This is a genomic window from Occallatibacter sp. FHG110214_02 (assembly GCF_059115385.1).
Genome location: NZ_JBZYWK010000005.1, coordinates 169,494 through 185,933, shown reverse-complemented (window position 1 = coordinate 185,933; position 16,440 = coordinate 169,494). Strand labels below are relative to the sequence as shown.

Genomic DNA, 16,440 nt, shown 5'->3' with positions numbered 1-16,440 from the left:
GTTACCTCCCCATCGGGTTTACCCATGTACCGGCGCGCCCGCTGAGAATGGAGCAGGTCAGTTCCGGTATCTTGACCAGGCCGTAGATGCACACAAAGAGCGTGATGAACAGCGCGGGCAGCACCATGAGCGCGTTCGTGATGCTGATATTGCCGATGGTCTGAAACATCGACGTGAGGACTTTGGAGAACACGAAGATGAAGGCCGCGGCGATGACCTGATAGAAACTGAAACCGATAGATGCCTTGAGCCATCCCCAGAACAGCCAATCCATCTTCGGCACGATGAACCACGGAATGAAGACGGGGCCGATCAGGACACATACGGCAGAGGCGACATAGCCATAGGCGATGACTGCAAAGGCAACGGCTTCCATCGCGGCGAGAAGCACGGCGATGAGCAGGTACACAAGGTCTTCGAGGAGATTAAAGCTGCCCGGAGGCGCGCCTAATTCCTGTTCTTCATTGGTGACAGCGGTTACGATCTGCTGCGTCTGGTCGGACTCGATCTGATTTGAGATGTTCAAACCCTCTTTGGTGATGAGGTCCGAGAAGCTGTAGCTGGTGCCGGGGATTGGCGTGGAGTAATACGTCAGCATTCCGAGTCCGAAGGAAATCATCAGAATCAGGTCGGCAAACCTGGCGAAATGAAATCCGCCATGCCCCTGCGAAGCGGACAGGGCGGACTTTACTCCGAACCAGACAATGAGGATCACCGCCAGGCCACGGAAGATGTCGAGTCCCGTGGCCTGGAGCGTGGCGCTGTGCGATGAGAGCAACTGCGTGATGGCTTGCCCTAGAAATGTGAACGGATTCTGCGGCATCAGTTGCTCCCGTTAATGCTGAGAGAGATGGCGTGCATGGAATCGCTGACGCCGCTGGTGACGTTCTGCATGATGGTGGGAAAGTTCTGCTGGAAGTAAACGGCGTTATTGAGCAGGCGATTGTTCCCGTCGATCTGCTGCTTCTGCGCGATGATCTGCTGTTGAAGCGCCGCGGCAAGAAGCTGGTTGGTATCTTGCTGCGAGTGAATCTGGAGCAGCGTGGCCGAGTTGATCTTGGCGAGCAGCGCGTTCGTGCTCTGCTGGCTCGGGTCGGTCGAAAAGGTATCCGAATCGAGGTTCGACAGCTTAGCTGCAAAAGTCTGCTCATTGGTGCGAATGGTGCCGAGCGTCGAGAGCGTGTTGGTGGTGGTCATCTGCGCCAGTTCGGAGGTCGCGTACTGATTGGCGACCGTGGCCTGGGTGCGGGAGTCGAGCGATGAGTAAGCGGCAGAGGGATAGCTCTGTGTCTGCACGAAGGCGCTGTTATAGCCCTGCTGCGCCTGGGGGAGTCCGCCGAAGTTGAGGGCGTTCACCAGCGGCGAAGTATTGCCGTAGACGTTGGGCGGCGCGGCGAGGCTCTGCCACTTCGCCCAATCCGCCTTGTATCGGGCTTCGAGGTTCTGCGGCATGGTCGCCATCTGGTAGGCGAGGTTGTACATGGTGACGATCTGCGTGCGGGTCTGCTCCGCGGTCGTGTAAATCTGTGCCTCTTTCAAAAGGTGCTGCTGCCAGTTGTTAAGCTCGGTCGCCCATTTCTGGAGCTGCGACTCGCCCTGCTCGATCTGCTGAATGGCATGGGCGCTCTGCGTGGGGTCGTAGACGATGCCGCTGCCAAACTGCGCGTGCGCCGCGGGCGCAATGGCAAGGGCAAAGGCGAGGACGGAGAAGAGGGATTTGCTGAATTTCACAAAAAGCTCCTTTGTAAGCGCCAAAGCGTGAGCATTGACGCGGGTTGATGGATAGCGATGGCTGTTTAGAAATTGCTCGGAATCGTGTGGGCGTCATACGCAGGCAAGAGCATGTCCTGCGTGATGTACACCTTGATCCGGTGGCCTTCGCGGATGGTGATGGTTGGGGGTATGTTGATGAAGCGGTCGAGCACGTTTGCGCTCGACTGTGAGAGGCTGGAAGCGATACCGGAGCGGTACGCTTCACTGCCGGACTCGTTGTAACCCTGGTTGAGCGTGGTGGCTTCGGCTGCGCCGGCGATGATGCCGAGCGCGATGGACGCGCCAAAGATTTCAACGTAGTGATTGTTTACCTTGTCCTTGAGTCCGGTCGAACCGGCCTGGTCCAGACCGTGAAACTGGTCAAGGTCTGCCGAATATCCATCGGGCATTAACAAACGATGGAAGGTGACGGCGAGGCGCTTCTGTCCGAGTCCGGCAACCTTCTGAACATCGCCCAGGATGAAGGTGCCTTCGGGAATCAAAAGATGCTGGCGGTCCTGGCTGTAAACCGGGTTCGTCACCATGACTTTGAGCGGGCCGGCAAACTCGCCGTCGAGACGATTGACCAGAACGGTGTCGATCGTCGTCCCCTCGAAGACGACATACGGCTGGCCCTGCGCCGAGTTGACATTTACCTCCGGGGCACGCTTTTTGTCCGTTGCTGCGGCGGTCTGCGCCGATGGCGTTTGTGACGCGCCGGGAGCATGGGTCGGAGCACCGTCTCCGGTACTGGAAGATTCGGCCAATGGACGCGAAGCATTGTCCTCGGCGGAAACGAGATTCGAGGCGAAGCGGGCTTTGAAGGCCAGCGCCTTTTCCGCATCCGCAACGGGATCGCGGGGCGGCTCTGTCGGCTGCACCGCAGCGGGAGGCGGCAACTGCGTCATCGGCGTTGCTGGCGTCGTCACCCCATTGGGTTGCATGGAGGAAGGTGCGCCCGCAGGCGACGGCACAGTACCGGCCTTTTGCGCTTGCGCCTGCTGCACCTGGCGCTGGTCGGCGCTGAGGTCCTGCTCCAACTCCTGAATCTTCCGCTGGTTCACATCGGAGGAAACGGCAATAGGCGCGGGCGCGGCGGGAGCCGCTGCTGGCCGGGCATGGTTCTTTGAGAACATGACGGCCATCAGGATCAACACGGCGAGGCCAGCGACAACGTACCCTTGCGCCTGTTTCGGCACAACGCCTTCAGGCCGGATGCGCTTGTCGCGGAGAGTGGGCGTGTTCTCGGAAGGCGGAGTCTCCGGCTCCGCGTGTGTTGCTTTCTCGTCTGCCATCATGCCCCCCTATTGCACTTTCCGCTGGAAGTCGAGTTTGTGTTTCCCGATTTCGAGGTAGCCGCGGTCAACGACGGTAGGCAGGATGTAGGTGCCATCTTTCAACTGAAACGTGATGAGGTCGGGCTTGCCGTCCTTCAACTCGTAGATGGAGAACTTCTCGGCTGCTGTGGACTTGATGTAGGTGAATTTGTCATCGTGATAGATGGCCGAGACATCGAAGGGCGATTCGCTGTGATAGCTGTAATCGAACTTCAATCCCTGCGTCGGGTATTCGGAGCGGAACTGCTCTACGGCTGCTGCGGCGCGGGTCTGCGCCATCTGCGCCTGGGCGCGGGCCGCATCCACTTCGCCGGCGGAAACGAGCCTGCCGGAGCCGCTGGCTGCGGCGAGAGAGGATGGGTCGGACGGCTCGATAACAACTTTCAGGTCGGGATCGGCGGACTCTACATCGTCCAGCGTGAAGGTGTAAACGCTGCCCTTGTCGGTAATAAGGTTGAGGTTGCTGTGGATGCCTTCTTTGGCAGGATGCAGGAAGCAATAATTCGCAACCGTATCGATGATCCAGAAATCTTTGTCACCCGTTGCGACTTCCAGAATCTTTTCCGTGGCCGGCAACTGGATGAGCGTGGTGTAACGCATCTTCGCGTGGACATTCACGATGTCGTTGGCGTGATACTTGACGATGCGGGCGGACTGCTGGCCGTGGGCCACGGTCGCGGCCAGGCCGAGCAAGAGCGGAATGATGGGTGCAGGGCGCATGATTCTCCTTATGGGTTGGGGTAATCGTGAGCGAGCCGGAGCAAACCATCTTCCGGCCCGAAGCGGGCAAAGTAATCCTGTTTGCGGATGTTGTCGCGGGCGTTGTTGGTGGCGATCCAATAGGTCAGCGCATCGACTTCGAGGACCAGCTTTTTCGTGCCGCGCGGCTGGATGAGCAACAACTCGCGCTTGGGCACGAGCGATTCCAGAAGCTCAAGCTGCGTATCGTTCAACTGGAAGATTTCGGCGTACAGCCGACGGTCAATGTTCGGATTCGACAAAAAGATTTTGGTGGGGCAGGACTCATTGACGACATGCAGCATATCGGAGGCTGCAAGCTCCACGACCGACTGCGTAGCGAGAATCATCGCGGCGTTTTTCTTACGCCAGGTTTTCTCTGCCCTGGTAATCCAGTCGCGGATAGTCCGGTTCTTGAGAAATATCCACGCCTCATCAATCACGAACATCTTGAACGTGGCAGTATTCGCGGGTTTCTCGATCTCGGAGGATGCGCGCTGCAGGACATAAAACAGCAGCGGCTCCAGAATGTCGGGATAGTCTGACCATCCATCGAAATTGAAGGTCTGGAAGCGCGAGAACGTCAGCGTGTCCTCGGAATGATCGAAGAGATGTCCGAACTGTCCGGCCTGCGTCCAGCGGTACAGCCGTTCTCCCAACGGGCCTAAGATGGACGCAAAGTTTGTCAGCGTTCGTATCTCGGCGGGCAGCATATAGGCCCGCTCGATTGCCGCGAAGAGCGCCTTCTCATCTTCGGGTGTCAGCTCATAGCGCCCGCCGGCCTCGATGAGCACGCGGAAAAACAGGTAAAGAAAGTTCTGATTCTCATGTGTAGGGGCCAGGGAGAATGGCTTTATTTTGAAGCCGGGGTCTTTCATCCCGACATTCAAATAGGTGCCGCCGAAAGCGCGCGTCAGCGTCTCGTAGCTGCCGCCGAGGTCAAAGATAAAGGTCAGAGGGTCGTATTTCTGAGCGGATTGCAGGGTGCTCGACAGCGTAAAACTCTTGCCTGATCCGGTCGCGCCGAGCAGCAATGAGTGAGCTACATCGCCGCTGTGAATGTTGAGGTAGTACGGGGTCCCATGTGCGGATTCGAGAACGGCAAGATATTCCCGCTCCAGATGCGGGTTCCATTGGGAGCCGCTATCGACACTGAACAGAAACGACAGGTCCGCATAGTTGCTGTTAAGCGCCCACTGTTTGCGGAGATTGAATTGCTTATTGCCCGGGATCGTCGCAAAGAACGCATTGAGTAGGTTGTAGCGTTCTTCGTATAAGAGGCCGTCATGCTGCGTAAATAGCTTTTGAAACTCGGCGGCGGCATGTTCGACTTTGGCTCTGTCCTCGTCGTAGATCACAACGGACAGCGTGAACTCTCCGAAGTTTTTGCCCTCCATGCCCATCGCCGTGAGCGCATTGCCGAGCTCCGCGACGGCTGCGGCTTTGGAGTCGTCTACAAGGTTGTCCTGGTTGCCGGTGTTCTCGCGGTCCTGAAGATTCGAGACAAACGACGTTTTGGAATTGTGGTAATGCCGACGTCGGCTTGCGATTTCCTTGCGCGCTTTCTCATTGGTGACGGGATGCCATTCGGTGACAACGTGGAAGTTGGCCGCAATATCGAGAAGGCCATTCAATATCAATGGCCGCGTCTCGGCTGGCAGTTCTTTCAGGGTGAGGACGCGCAGATAGTCGTCATCCATCCGCAGGTAGCCGCGGTGGGCCTCAAGCTCCGAGCCGCATACCTGCCAGTCGAGATGACGCGCGCCGCAGAGCGGCGCATCTTTGATTTTAGAGGGGCGGAAGTTCACAAGACGGCGCAGTATGCGAAACGTCTCTTCCGCCCCTGACAGCTCGACCGTCATCAGGTCGTTTAGCTGCCCACTCAAACTGTTTATCTTCTGCTGCAACCGCAGCCGGTCGCGTTCTACCTGCTCATAAATCAATGTGCGTTCCTTGTTGCTGGAGAACAGGGCGCGCAAGCCGCGCAGTGATGCGCGCGGCTGCTTTGGTAGCTGCGCCAGGGCGTGGAGAAAGCCTGTCTTCGCATAGCTTCCATCCACCATCACCACCCAATAAATCTCGATGCTGTAAAGCCGGTCGGCTTTGGAGCGGAGAAACGTGGCGCGCTGTTCCACGGTTGCGCGTATCAGGGGGTTTTCATATTCGGCGTGCGGGATCGCTGGCCGGTTGTGCTTGAAGAGAATCTGATACAGGCGGCATCTGTCATCGAGCGAGCGGAGAGCGGCCTCCAGCCGCTTCACCGCGTAATCCCTGCCGGCGTGGTCGAGGCTTTCGTAGTCGATGCCGCCAATGCGGAGCATAGCTCCGAGGTCGCCGGACTTGGTAAGAAATGCGTGCTCGTCCCAAAAGCCGAAAAGGTTGATCTGCGCCGGGAATGAGCCAGCCTCTTTCCAGTCCTTCGTAATGTGGTCAGTCCTGAGCATTGCGATTCCCGATCGTGATTCCTATGGGTTCCCACTTCATGGGGTCGTAGCGCCGGCGAAACTTGGCCGAGTTGAACAACACGCGTAGAATCTCCACATCGTGTTTCGTGGCAATGCGGGCGATGATCGTGCCCACGATGAACAGGCCGATGCCGCCGAGTAGTGAGTGCAACAGGGAGAAGATCGCGCCTCCTGAGATCAGAGCGACGAAGAACAACCGCCGCTCTGCTCCCAGGACAGTCAACGGGCGATTCATGGCCTTGAACACCGGACTCACTCTGCTATCCGTTGACTGAGACATGGATCACCTCCTCTCTAGCTTGGGAAAAGCCAGGCCATGAAATTGACCGCGCCGATCGCCATGCCCACGCCGAAGACGATCCCGGCGAGGGTCTTCTTGGACTGGCCTTCGCCATAGGCGAACATCAGTCCTCCGACGACGATTGCGACCAGCGATAGCCCGGTCGCAATGGTTCCGGTAAAGGCGGTTTTAAGGACGTTGACGGCGTTATCCCACGGGTCGCTGCCAGCCTGTGCGTAGAGCGGCACAGCGGATAACAGGAACAGGGGAACGGTGTAACGGGCTAAAGGGCGGCTGCGCGCCCAGCGGAAGATACGGGTGCGCTTCGGCTGACGGGTACTCTCCACAGAAGTCTCCTTTGGTGGTTTGCCGGCGAGTGGTGACTCCCGGTTGCGATGACTTATTTGTGAAGGTAGGAGAGAAACAAAGACACGAGACGGAATCCTTTTCCAGACCCGTTCCCCTTTCGGAAAATCGAACACACAAAGGCACCCACAGCGGACGCGCTGGTTCTAGAGTTACCCTAATTAATATTCTTTTCAGTTTTGCTATTCCGGTGGGCTACAAACCGGAAGCGTGGATGCCTTATTCCGCTTTTCACGGTCCTCGGCGAGCGAAACGGCCACGGTTGCACCTGATAGAGGGGAATGAAAGCAGAATGACAGTCTTTATCCGATCTGAAAGTTGGGCTTGGCTATCCCAAATGGGAAATGCAGAGGATGCCGACTTGTTTCGTCAATTAAAGACATTCCTCATCAAGGATTTTCAACAAGCGTTCGAACTACTGCGAACCCAAAAACTACTTTCGCGTTCTAGATCGTTGGAAACCACCGCTAGACTGTGCGAAGACCTTGAAACTTGGGCAAAGACAGCGCTGCTGAGCGGAAAGGAACGCAGCCGATTGATTCGTCATTGCAAAGTGACGGTCGGGTTGCAGTCAATGATGTATAGCGTGGTCAACGCCACAGCAGTTCTCGATATCTGGAATCTTTCCTTTCCTGACCTGTCCGCAATCCTAATTAGTACGCTGGAGGCTACAAATGTGGCGTTCAATCAGAGCATGGTGGAACAATTGGCCTCATCTCGCCAGGCAGACTTCCTCGCACTAAACTCGAAAAAGAATTGGTTCTTTCGGGGATCGCTTGACGGCGCGCAATTAGTTATTAATGAGGCGAGGAGAAGATGTGCTCTCACTTCCGATTTCCAAACAGGAAACCCGTCAGCATTCGTTCAGGCACTCCAACTTGCCCAGGAGACAACCGAGATTATGCTGGCTTGGGACCATTATTCGTTCGGCCGATTGCCGCTGAATGTGGTTGGTTCGGAAATAAAAGTGCAAAAACAAGATGCACGTGCTTCCGTTCAAAGCGCCAATTATCAGCAGCGGATGATGGAACTGGATGTCACAAATCGCAGCAGTGCGCATCAGCGGTTCAGTATGCTGTCAGAGGATATTAAACCTAAACTTTCCCCCGAAGCATTCTCGGTTCCTTTAGATGACTTTATAAAGTCGCCTTCCGGACTCGATGCTCTGACACGATTGCTTCCCACGACCAAAGGACTTGAGAAAGATATTTCAGACCGACTAGAAGCGCTGATCGATCTCAATCAGGAGGTGAAGATTGGACGATTGCGGCATGTCTATCGGGATCTGATCGCCATTTGGTGCTATATCGTGCGGATCGCGATAACGTCACGAATCTGGGGAGAACTTGTTCACTCGGCGACTGGGGAGTACCCCGTTGCAATTATCAGCATCAGTGCGCTTAGGGAGACCTTTGTGGGGTTACATGAATTGTCTCAGGAAGCCATTGACAAGGGCATCTCTCACTTCTCATCGTTCAAAGACCAAAAGCAAGGCGTCGATCTCTTTCATCATCCGCTCCTGCGCTTAAGCGAGGAAAGCGTATTGGTCCCTGCAGGCTATGTCCTGAACAGCAGATTTGAACGCAATCTATTAAGCATAATCGCCCGTGAGAAGAATGACAGTGTGGCAGCGAAGGGCAGGAAACCACTGCGACGAATCCGCACACTATTCGAAAAAGCTGGCTTTCGGTGTCTGGAGGATGTTGACATACGTGGTAATGATCGCAGGGTGCTTACGGACCTTGATTTGGTCGCATATAGGGATAACGATGCCTTCTTCTTTCAGAGCAAAGTATTATCGATTCCTGATACTCCCTATGAGTATTGGAGGGTAGATCAAACGCTTCTCTCTGCCGCGGTCCAAATGGACACGGTTATGGATAATAAAGTGCAGGTTGAGGCGGCAATTCAGAAAAACGATCCCAACTTCTCTTTGCGGAAGGCAAATATTACCGCCTATCTAATTACTGACGTGATGGTTCATTCTGGATTTCAACTCGGTGGCTACGAAGTCGTCGATTTCGATCACTTGGAGCATGTGCTCCGCGGAGCACACCTCGGAGTATTCGATTTATTAAAGCAGGAGGTCATTGCCACGTTCAGTGAAATTGATGGCGATTCTCCTTCGGCAGATGAAATTCGCCAGTTGATCTCTGCGCTCAAGACACCAAAGGGGCGACCAACCAAAGCGACCACTGATCATTCCATTGAGCGAGGCGGCTGGGTCCTCAGAATGGAAGCTACGAAGTTCGTGTAATTAGAATGGAACGTTTTGCGAAGCAAAAGAAAAGGCGTCCAGCCTGTGCCGGACGCCTGAACGGAACAAGATGCCTATGCTGCTTTGGTGGGCTTCGCGCTCTTTTTCGCTGGCGGCTTTTGCTTCACGGCGGTCTTTGCCTTATCCCGCTCGGCAAACTCCTTGCTGACTGACGCCGCTATGGTGTCCACGCTGACGTTGTACTCTTTGGCGGCCTCGGCCAGCACCTTGTTACCATTCTGCGGCGAATTGGCGCGCAGCAGAATCGCCATCTCGATCAGCACTCTGCCAAGCGTGCCTTCGCTGGAGCGACGAAGGAAAGCAGTTACCGTTTTGGAAATGGTTTCGTCCTCCTTCTGCGCGGTGACATGATGGAGTTTGGCGAGAATATCGAGACGCGGTATATCCAAGTTGGCGACCATCTGAAGCGCGATAAACAGCAGTTCGCGTTTCATCAGCCGTACCGGAACAGCATCACCGATGGCCTGCAGGACACGATGACCTGTCGTGCGGGCAATGGCTTCCTGCCGCCGCTGCTTTTCCTGTTCGGCCTTCCACTTCGGGTCAACCGTCCTGGCCTGTTTCTTCGCGTGGTGAACGGGGCAGTTGGGATCGGCACAGACTTTGCGCAGCTTGCCTTTGCCTGTGCCTTCGGTGATGATGGCCTCCGTGATGGATTTGCACGTCTTGAACTCCGGCGATTCCTGTTGATACTTGTTGGCTGGTTTTTCCTCGTGGATTTCGACGTACTGACCACGCGGAAGAACCGGGCTGCCTTCGGTGGGTCTGCCGTAGCCGGTTGTGATCTGTACCAGCTTCGGCTTTGCTGCGACGGCCTTCTTGATATGCGCGTCCAGCTTGGCCGCATAGCAATCGGGGTCAGAGCAAGCATCCGACTGCTCACTGACTCCGGCAAACAGCAGAGTGTTATGCCCGGTACGCTTCGGGCATTCGAGGCAACTGCCCGCTGCCGGGACAAGCCGGTGCGGTGGTGTTGCTGTTGGTGGTGGCTGCGATGTTGGTGTTGAGATATGACATGATGCGCTCTCCTGTGTTGCCCGCTGAGGGGCGGAATTTGAAGGAGGGCTTTTCGCCTGTGGCTCTCAACCAAATTTCTTTTGTTGAGTGCCCCCGCTTCATGTCTTGCGCGGCGGGCAGAGGCGAGGCGGGTTCGGTCAAGGGCGCGCGCACTCTGCGCGTTTATGGAGCGTCAGCGAACACCCTTGACGGGTTCCGACCGGCTCTGCCATAAAGCCGCATGAAGCGGGGGCACTCGATAAAAGAAGAAATTTAGGAATTCTTCCGCATGGCTTTAGGGAGGGGCGTTGCGGGGAAGGAAAGAACCCGCTGGGATGGGTGGTGGAAGACGCCAGCTTTATCGGCGGCTAGAGCCAGGGAAGGTACTCCTTCCCCTTAGCCGGTGAATGAGATAATGGGTAGCCCAAGTACAATCAAATTTGGTTGATTTTGGGGTCTGACTTGGAAAGTGACCGGAGCACAATACGACAGAGCAAACGCTTTGGTACTCGCAGATATGGGCAGTTTGTCAGCGACCTTCGCCAAGCTCTGATTACGCCGCAAACCGAGAATATTCCTGCCCTGCTTGATGGACTTGCAGGGCAAAAATGCCTAAGTCTCGTAAGCTCGAATTCACTGCGAGTTCTCGGTGCATTCTTTACGCCATCAGAGACTGCAGAACGCATAGTGGCAGGGCTTGATGTTGAATCTTGGGAGACAGAATCTGCATTTGATCCGGCTTGCGGAGCGGGAGACCTCCTTCTCCCAGTCGCCAGGAGGCTTGCTGTTCAAGGAACAGTGTCCGCCACACTTCAATCTTGGAATAATCGAATTTTCGGATGTGATCTCAGTCCCGAATTTATCGAGGCAGCCCGACTTCGACTCATGCTCCTGGCTGTAAGCCGGGGAGCTATATTGGATGGCCCTCTTTCTGAGTTAACCAAGTTCCTTACCAATCTTGAGGTTGCCGATGGACTTTCTGCCTCGGATGCGTATAGCAGGAGTTCATGTATCGTCATGAATCCACCTTACGGGCGGGTTCCATCGGGGACGAAATTATGGAAGGAGGGCATCGTCACTGCCGCAGCTCTATTTCTGGAACGCGCGGCGGAGTTGTCCTCTCCCGGAACCCGAATCGCCGCTCTGCTGCCGGAGGTCCTGCGGACAGGGACAAGCTATCGACATTGGCGGGAGCATGTTGGTGGATTTGTCGATCAAGCAGTGCCTCAATCGATAGGACAATTCTCGGCGCATGCGGATGTTGATGTATTTATTCAACACTTCACCAAGCGAGGTGCGCCCCTCAATACGAGTCCAGTTCGTGACGTGTTGGAGCGAACACAGACCGTAGGAGATTATTTCAATGTTGGGGTAGGCGCAGTCGTTCCGCATCGGGACCCTATTGCAGGTCCGAGACTCGCATTCTTGCATCCGAAGAATGCGCCTCTTTGGGGTGAAATCAAAAGAATTAGCGAAACTAGACAGTTTGAGGGACGGCGTTTTGCTCCACCGTTCGTTGTAGTGCGTAGAACTTCACGGCCAGGTGACCGTCATCGGGCTTCTGCAAGTCTCGTATTAGGAACTCGCAAAGTTGCGGTTGAAAATCATCTTATAGTCCTTACACCGAAGGATGGAACAATCGAAACCTGCCGTTCACTTATGCGTATTTTCCGAGATAGTCGAACGGACACATTCCTCGACGAGGTCATGAGGTGCAGACATCTCACGACTTCGAGCGTCGCTTCCGTGCCTTGGACCTGACGGACCGCTTTGTATCTGCATCTTGATAGGGTCTAACATCAGTTAATGCTTTTCTGTGCACGCTAAGGATGTTAGAAAAAATTCTCACTGTTTCCCGAGATTCACTGGCTGTCATTTCTCCCGAAAAGGTATCAACCCAGCTTTGAAAGCTCGCCAGGCGAGCAACCAAGGCTGCGAGACGCCGCTCCAGAGTCAGTTGTCCTCGATTAAGTAGTAAACGTTGTATGACGTATTTCCCTGCAACGGTCGAGGAATCCACTTCAAACGTAGTGTCCGATACTTGGAAGAGGGTATTGTAATCAGCAATCGATGGATCTGGATACGCGGCAATTGAATGATCTTGGCGTGGACTGGCTGGCCAGTCGTCGCACTTTAGAACATTGCAGATCGCACATGCCAAGTATAGGTTCTTGATGTCATTTACTAACTGCGGAAAGCTTATCTTGGGTCGATAGTGTTCTATGTGAAAATTGCGGATACCGCCAAATCGCGCTTCTGAGATCGCACAATAGATACAACGCGCCTCGCAATGATCAGCGATCTGTTGTTTCCAATCGTGCCAATCACCATGAGCAGGCTGAACCCGAGATTTACCAACGACATTTGGCCAACGCACGCGCTATTTCGTCCTCTTCTTAGCCACCCGACGCTCCACTCGTTTTTTTAGCTGATCTGCTTTTTGGGCAACCTGCTCAAATTCTGCCAAAACTCCATCCAGACTAATCATCGCGCCGAGGTCCTCTTGGAAATATCCCTGGAGACTCTTCAGCTCCTTTTTCTCTTTTGCCGATGATTTTCCGCCGGCAACTTTCCGAGAAAGTGAATCCATATTTGCAAACAGTTCTCGCTGCTCTTCATAGCGGCGAAGACCAGCGCGAATCATCTGGGGTACATAGGTCTCCGCATTCTTTGCAAATTCTTTGCGACTAAATACGTTCTCAACGTCCTTCAGATGAGTACGTGCTTCGGTTTCAAAACCAGTTATGACATAAATAGGGAATGTCTTCCGTTTGGAGCGAATTTCATTGATCAGGCTATCGGCTTCGTAGTTAACGACTCGCTGACTCTTTGCTCCCTCATTCAACTTCCAATCTGAAAGAAGCACAGTCGCATCGTTTTCATCCAGCCAACTAATGACATCTTTTTCTCTAGGAGGAGGCCCCTCAGAGACCACATTCCAGTGATCTGTCTCTTTCAACTTTTTGAGCGTCGAGTTTACGACTCTTGCAATCGTTTCTCGATCGCTCTTCCGATCATCGAGTATGGCAATGGCGGGCATCTAAGCTCCTGCATCTGGGAACCAGATTGAAAATCTGGCTCCCTTGAGATTGGGATCAGTATCTACGGATCGAGTTCCTTCCACATCTTGCACTACAGCGTTAACAAGTGCTAATCCCAGACCTGTACCAATTTCTTTACCTGTGTCATCGGTCTTCGTCGTAAATAGTGGGTCCCAAATGCGCTCGCGGATCGCCTTTGCAACTCCAGGGCCGGAATCTCCAACTACAAGGTCGAACCCTCGGCGGTCCTGATGTTTTCGAGGTTGAAGCCGAACCAAGACACCCCTTTCACGTGACGAATGCTTACAAAAGTCATAAGCATTTGTAAGCAGGTTGATGGCGACACACTCGATGTCCATAGCAAACACTTTGGCTTTCACCGCCGCAATATCACGGGTAAGTGTAATTGAGCTGGCCTCCATCGCTGGCAGAATCTCATCGAGAAGTGAATTGACAAGACGATCAACATCCACAACTCTGCGAACGCGCTTGTTCCTTCTGACTCTCCCGAGTGCAAAGCCTCCCCATGCTGCAACTCTTTCGGATTCACCAATAGCCTTCTCCAGTTCGCTGAGGACATCGTCGGGCTCTTCTCCATTAGCCAAGAGCAATCTCGCAGCTTCAAGAGTTGCTCTCATGCTGTCCAGGCCGCGTTGCGTTTCGTGACCAAAGGTTGCTGCAGCTATACCGATGGTCGCCAGTGTTCTACTGATTCCAGCCTGCGAGCCTAGCTCTTCAAATGCTTTGTCAGCGCGTTTGAGCTTTTCTGTAGTTGAAGTCAGTTGCTCGATGACATTCTTTGTTTTTTCAGGCGCTAACGTCGGTATCGTAGCTTCAACGTCCCTGATGGAGGACGCCAACTGAGAAAGCTGAACGCGCAATTCATTGACAGTGTCTCTGGGACTCGGGTTGCGCTCTATTGGCCCTTTTCCAGCCGCGACGAACATCTTATGGTAGTGCGTCTCTAATCGAGTCAGACATCCGATTAGAAAGCTCTTAAGCAAGCCGAGTGTTTCGCCAGCAACGAGCCCTTCGCGTCCTGATGTGTCGACAAGTTCAGGATTCGTATCCCTTCCTATGAAGACAGCTCCTACAAGTTGGTACGGAGAAACACGGAAATCAGGCCGAGCCGGACCTGCTGGATTGCGTGCCTTCCGATCACCAAGGCCCAACCAATCCCCTTCGGGACGTCCTTGGTCGCCGTAGGGCGGGACACGGATGCCGTCACGATAAACTCTCACTCCGGCGTTACTTCTAAGGAATTCTCTTAGATCCCCGAGATCAAGGTCGAGCCCTCGAACGGTTTCAGCCCTCTGCGGATAGAAGAGAAGCCGAGCGGATACCGGACCAAGTCGCTTGAGCAGCTTCAGCGGCGCATCCTGTGCTCCTCCACGAATCTTTGGGTGAATGAGTTGATCGAAGGTCACTGAAACGGAAGTCTTGGATCGCCGTCGCGAGTCCAAAATCTTATGGCTAATGCTTCCGGTCACGGCACCGTCTGCCGCTAAGGAAAACTCAGCTTCGATTGCTGCAGCCTCCCACAGGGGCGATGGGACAACTCCATTGCATGCCGTATCGACATCGTTGTCGATTCTTACCTGAAAATCCTTGACCTTCTCGAAAGGAGACGTAAGCAGGGACAATAACCGACGGAGTTCCTGAACATCTTCCGGCTCCCAGCTTTGTCGCAAATCCCGGATTAATAAATCTGTTCCCGGACGATCCAATGCGTTCGGAACTGGCGCAGGGGCCGGTCCAAACTTCTCTTCGTCCGGTTTCCATATCGAGGGCTTAGGAACGAGAAATTGCGTGTCCGACAGTTCCTTAACCTCAATTCCTTCTAAATCTCGACCCGGCTCTTCAAAATCATTCCAATTGACTCTAAGGCCAACAGAGGTTTGGGATGCTGCCTGAGATCGCAGTTCCAAAACTGCCCCTAAACGATCCGCGGAAATCCGACCTACGCCTTTCTCTCCCGTTCTGCGGCGCCCACGTGCGGTGAATCGATCCTCTCGTTTGGCGCTATACCCGAGTCTCAGCCAGTTGTTTTCGACGTCGGTGGCGGACATACCCACACCATCATCGACGATACGAATGTGCGGCCCTCCCTCAGCGAAGAGATTCGTCCATATCTGCACTTCGACAATGGTCGCGGCAGCATCATAGCTGTTCTTGACCAATTCGAGTACGGCCGTGGTATGGTCCTTAATGCTCTCGCGTCCCCAGGTCAACATCGCGCGGGCATCAACCGAGAAGTGTTTTGGCATCTCGAAAAGTTTACCTGACAAGCCTTCGAGGGGCGGGATTCAGGAAGTCAAAGAACGCTGCTATTTTCGGTGTTTAGAAGGCTGGCTTGTGGTGAGGGCGACAACAGCCACCCCCTTCTCGCGGATGAAATTATCCACGCACCATCCCGTAAACACTCATTCCAGATGGGTTGTGAGTGAGATCGTGTATTGCTCAGTATTGCTCTGGGTTTGACCTGGCTTGTCCTGTGTATTGAATGGGCTTGACCTAAGAGGGGTGTGGGGAGAGCCGGGGGGATATTGACGCTCCTCTACACTGAGTTTGTAAGGAGGCTTCGATCCATGGCAAACACCAATTCCTCGCAGACCAGCCAAGCGAAGGAACCCCGCGACCTACGGCTCCGGAACCAGCATTTTCCAGACGCCCCTCAAGTGATCTTCGACAAAGGCAAGAAGGGCTTCGTTCCCCTGCCGGTTCTCATGCGCAAGGCTATGAGGTATCTCAGCCCTGTCGAACTCCGCGTGCTCGTCTACCTGCAGACACGCTGCAGTCAGTACATGATCTGCTATCCGACCATTGACGAGATCGCCCACGATCTGGACTTAGCCGGACCGCGCAACCTCAACCCGCACATCAAGAGCCTTGAGAAGAACAAGTTCATCTCTACGGTCACTGCAGCGGGCAAAAAGTTCTTCCTCGTACACGATCCAGCCGTTGCCATCGCGCACCTGCTCGACGAGGGCAAAGTCACGTCGAAGGACCTATTCGAAATCAACGAGCTTTTGCATGCATTTAACCGGGACCCGATTGTGCCCAAGCCACCGGGGAAGGTCACGCCGATCACTCAGGCGAAGCAGGCATGAAGGTTTCCGGGGGGCTCACCGACGAGCCACTAACTCATCGGTGAAATCCAGCCTCGGAGAAAGGGGGGTACCGTGAC

At 54.5% G+C, this 16,440-nt stretch carries 13 protein-coding genes; 3 read left to right on the top strand and 10 right to left on the bottom strand.

Annotated features, from left to right (window positions below; translation table 11 throughout):
- Window position 1: 1 nt before the first annotated feature.
- The 7 genes from AC5S3R_RS06920 to AC5S3R_RS06890 all read right to left on the bottom strand — a co-directional run bounded on the left by AC5S3R_RS06920 (window position 2) and on the right by AC5S3R_RS06890 (window position 6,919).
- Window positions 2–823 carry a type IV secretion system protein gene (locus AC5S3R_RS06920; RefSeq protein ID WP_494266285.1) on the bottom strand — a complete coding sequence of 274 codons (822 nt, stop codon included), beginning with the start codon at window positions 821–823 and terminating at the stop codon, window positions 2–4.
- On the bottom strand, window positions 823–1,731 hold the full coding sequence (locus AC5S3R_RS06915) for a hypothetical protein (protein ID WP_494266284.1): 909 nt from the start codon (window positions 1,729–1,731) through the stop codon (window positions 823–825). Before AC5S3R_RS06915 ends, AC5S3R_RS06920 begins: the two co-directional genes overlap by 1 nt.
- Before the next feature lie 65 nt (window positions 1,732–1,796).
- Window positions 1,797–3,050, bottom strand: a complete 1,254-nt coding sequence (locus AC5S3R_RS06910) for a TraB/TrbI/VirB10 family type IV secretion system protein (RefSeq protein WP_494266283.1) — start codon at window positions 3,048–3,050, stop codon at window positions 1,797–1,799.
- A 6-nt stretch (window positions 3,051–3,056) separates the two neighbouring features.
- Window positions 3,057–3,809 carry a TrbG/VirB9 family P-type conjugative transfer protein gene (locus AC5S3R_RS06905; RefSeq protein ID WP_494266282.1) on the bottom strand — a complete coding sequence of 251 codons (753 nt, stop codon included), beginning with the start codon at window positions 3,807–3,809 and terminating at the stop codon, window positions 3,057–3,059.
- 8 nt (window positions 3,810–3,817) lie between these two features.
- Window positions 3,818–6,271 (bottom strand): VirB4 family type IV secretion system protein, encoded by a 2,454-nt coding sequence (locus AC5S3R_RS06900; RefSeq protein ID WP_494266281.1) that lies wholly within the window; start codon window positions 6,269–6,271, stop codon window positions 3,818–3,820.
- On the bottom strand, window positions 6,258–6,572 hold the full coding sequence (locus tag AC5S3R_RS06895) for a VirB3 family type IV secretion system protein (protein ID WP_494266280.1): 315 nt from the start codon (window positions 6,570–6,572) through the stop codon (window positions 6,258–6,260). The genes AC5S3R_RS06900 and AC5S3R_RS06895 overlap by 14 nt, the downstream gene beginning before the upstream one ends.
- 14 nt (window positions 6,573–6,586) lie before the next feature.
- The gene (locus AC5S3R_RS06890; protein WP_494266279.1) at window positions 6,587–6,919 is read right to left on the bottom strand and encodes a TrbC/VirB2 family protein; all 333 of its coding nucleotides are present in this window, start codon (window positions 6,917–6,919) and stop codon (window positions 6,587–6,589) included.
- 311 nt (window positions 6,920–7,230) lie between these two features.
- Between AC5S3R_RS06890 and AC5S3R_RS06885 the strand changes: the two genes are divergently transcribed.
- Window positions 7,231–9,195: a hypothetical protein gene (locus tag AC5S3R_RS06885; protein ID WP_494266278.1), complete on the top strand. Its 1,965-nt coding sequence runs from the start codon at window positions 7,231–7,233 to the stop codon at window positions 9,193–9,195.
- A gap of 74 nt (window positions 9,196–9,269) precedes the next feature.
- Here AC5S3R_RS06885 and AC5S3R_RS06880 read toward each other — a convergent pair whose 3' ends face one another.
- Window positions 9,270–9,650, bottom strand: coding sequence for a hypothetical protein (locus AC5S3R_RS06880; RefSeq protein WP_494266277.1), 381 nt, complete (start codon window positions 9,648–9,650; stop codon window positions 9,270–9,272).
- A 1,006-nt stretch (window positions 9,651–10,656) separates the two neighbouring features.
- Between AC5S3R_RS06880 and AC5S3R_RS06875 the strand changes: the two genes are divergently transcribed.
- Window positions 10,657–11,973 (top strand): N-6 DNA methylase, encoded by a 1,317-nt coding sequence (locus tag AC5S3R_RS06875; protein WP_494266276.1) that lies wholly within the window; start codon window positions 10,657–10,659, stop codon window positions 11,971–11,973.
- Window positions 11,974–12,592: 619 nt separating this feature from the next.
- Here AC5S3R_RS06875 and AC5S3R_RS06870 read toward each other — a convergent pair.
- Together AC5S3R_RS06870 and AC5S3R_RS06865 are read right to left on the bottom strand one after the other, a co-directional pair.
- Window positions 12,593–13,252 (bottom strand): hypothetical protein, encoded by a 660-nt coding sequence (locus tag AC5S3R_RS06870; RefSeq protein ID WP_494266275.1) that lies wholly within the window; start codon window positions 13,250–13,252, stop codon window positions 12,593–12,595.
- The gene (locus AC5S3R_RS06865) at window positions 13,253–15,541 is read right to left on the bottom strand and encodes an ATP-binding protein (RefSeq protein ID WP_494266274.1); all 2,289 of its coding nucleotides are present in this window, start codon (window positions 15,539–15,541) and stop codon (window positions 13,253–13,255) included.
- A gap of 300 nt (window positions 15,542–15,841) precedes the next feature.
- Between AC5S3R_RS06865 and AC5S3R_RS06860 the strand changes: the two genes are divergently transcribed.
- The gene (locus AC5S3R_RS06860) at window positions 15,842–16,363 is read left to right on the top strand and encodes a hypothetical protein (RefSeq protein ID WP_494266273.1); all 522 of its coding nucleotides are present in this window, start codon (window positions 15,842–15,844) and stop codon (window positions 16,361–16,363) included.
- Window positions 16,364–16,440 lie beyond the last annotated feature (77 nt).

What these genes read in the sequence shown, in the direction of transcription:
- AC5S3R_RS06895 (WP_494266280.1), bottom strand. Translation starts at nt 6,572, where the DNA reads ATGTCTCAGTCAACGGATAGCAGAGTGAGTCCGGTGTTCAAGGCCATG.
- AC5S3R_RS06900 (WP_494266281.1), bottom strand. Translation starts at nt 6,271, where the DNA reads ATGCTCAGGACTGACCACATTACGAAGGACTGGAAAGAGGCTGGCTCA.
- AC5S3R_RS06885 (WP_494266278.1), top strand. Translation starts at nt 7,231, where the DNA reads ATGACAGTCTTTATCCGATCTGAAAGTTGGGCTTGGCTATCCCAAATG.
- AC5S3R_RS06870 (WP_494266275.1), bottom strand. Translation starts at nt 13,252, where the DNA reads ATGCCCGCCATTGCCATACTCGATGATCGGAAGAGCGATCGAGAAACG.
- AC5S3R_RS06880 (WP_494266277.1), bottom strand. Translation starts at nt 9,650, where the DNA reads ATGAAACGCGAACTGCTGTTTATCGCGCTTCAGATGGTCGCCAACTTG.
- AC5S3R_RS06910 (WP_494266283.1), bottom strand. Translation starts at nt 3,050, where the DNA reads ATGATGGCAGACGAGAAAGCAACACACGCGGAGCCGGAGACTCCGCCT.
- AC5S3R_RS06920 (WP_494266285.1), bottom strand. Translation starts at nt 823, where the DNA reads ATGCCGCAGAATCCGTTCACATTTCTAGGGCAAGCCATCACGCAGTTG.
- AC5S3R_RS06905 (WP_494266282.1), bottom strand. Translation starts at nt 3,809, where the DNA reads ATGCGCCCTGCACCCATCATTCCGCTCTTGCTCGGCCTGGCCGCGACC.
- AC5S3R_RS06860 (WP_494266273.1), top strand. Translation starts at nt 15,842, where the DNA reads ATGGCAAACACCAATTCCTCGCAGACCAGCCAAGCGAAGGAACCCCGC.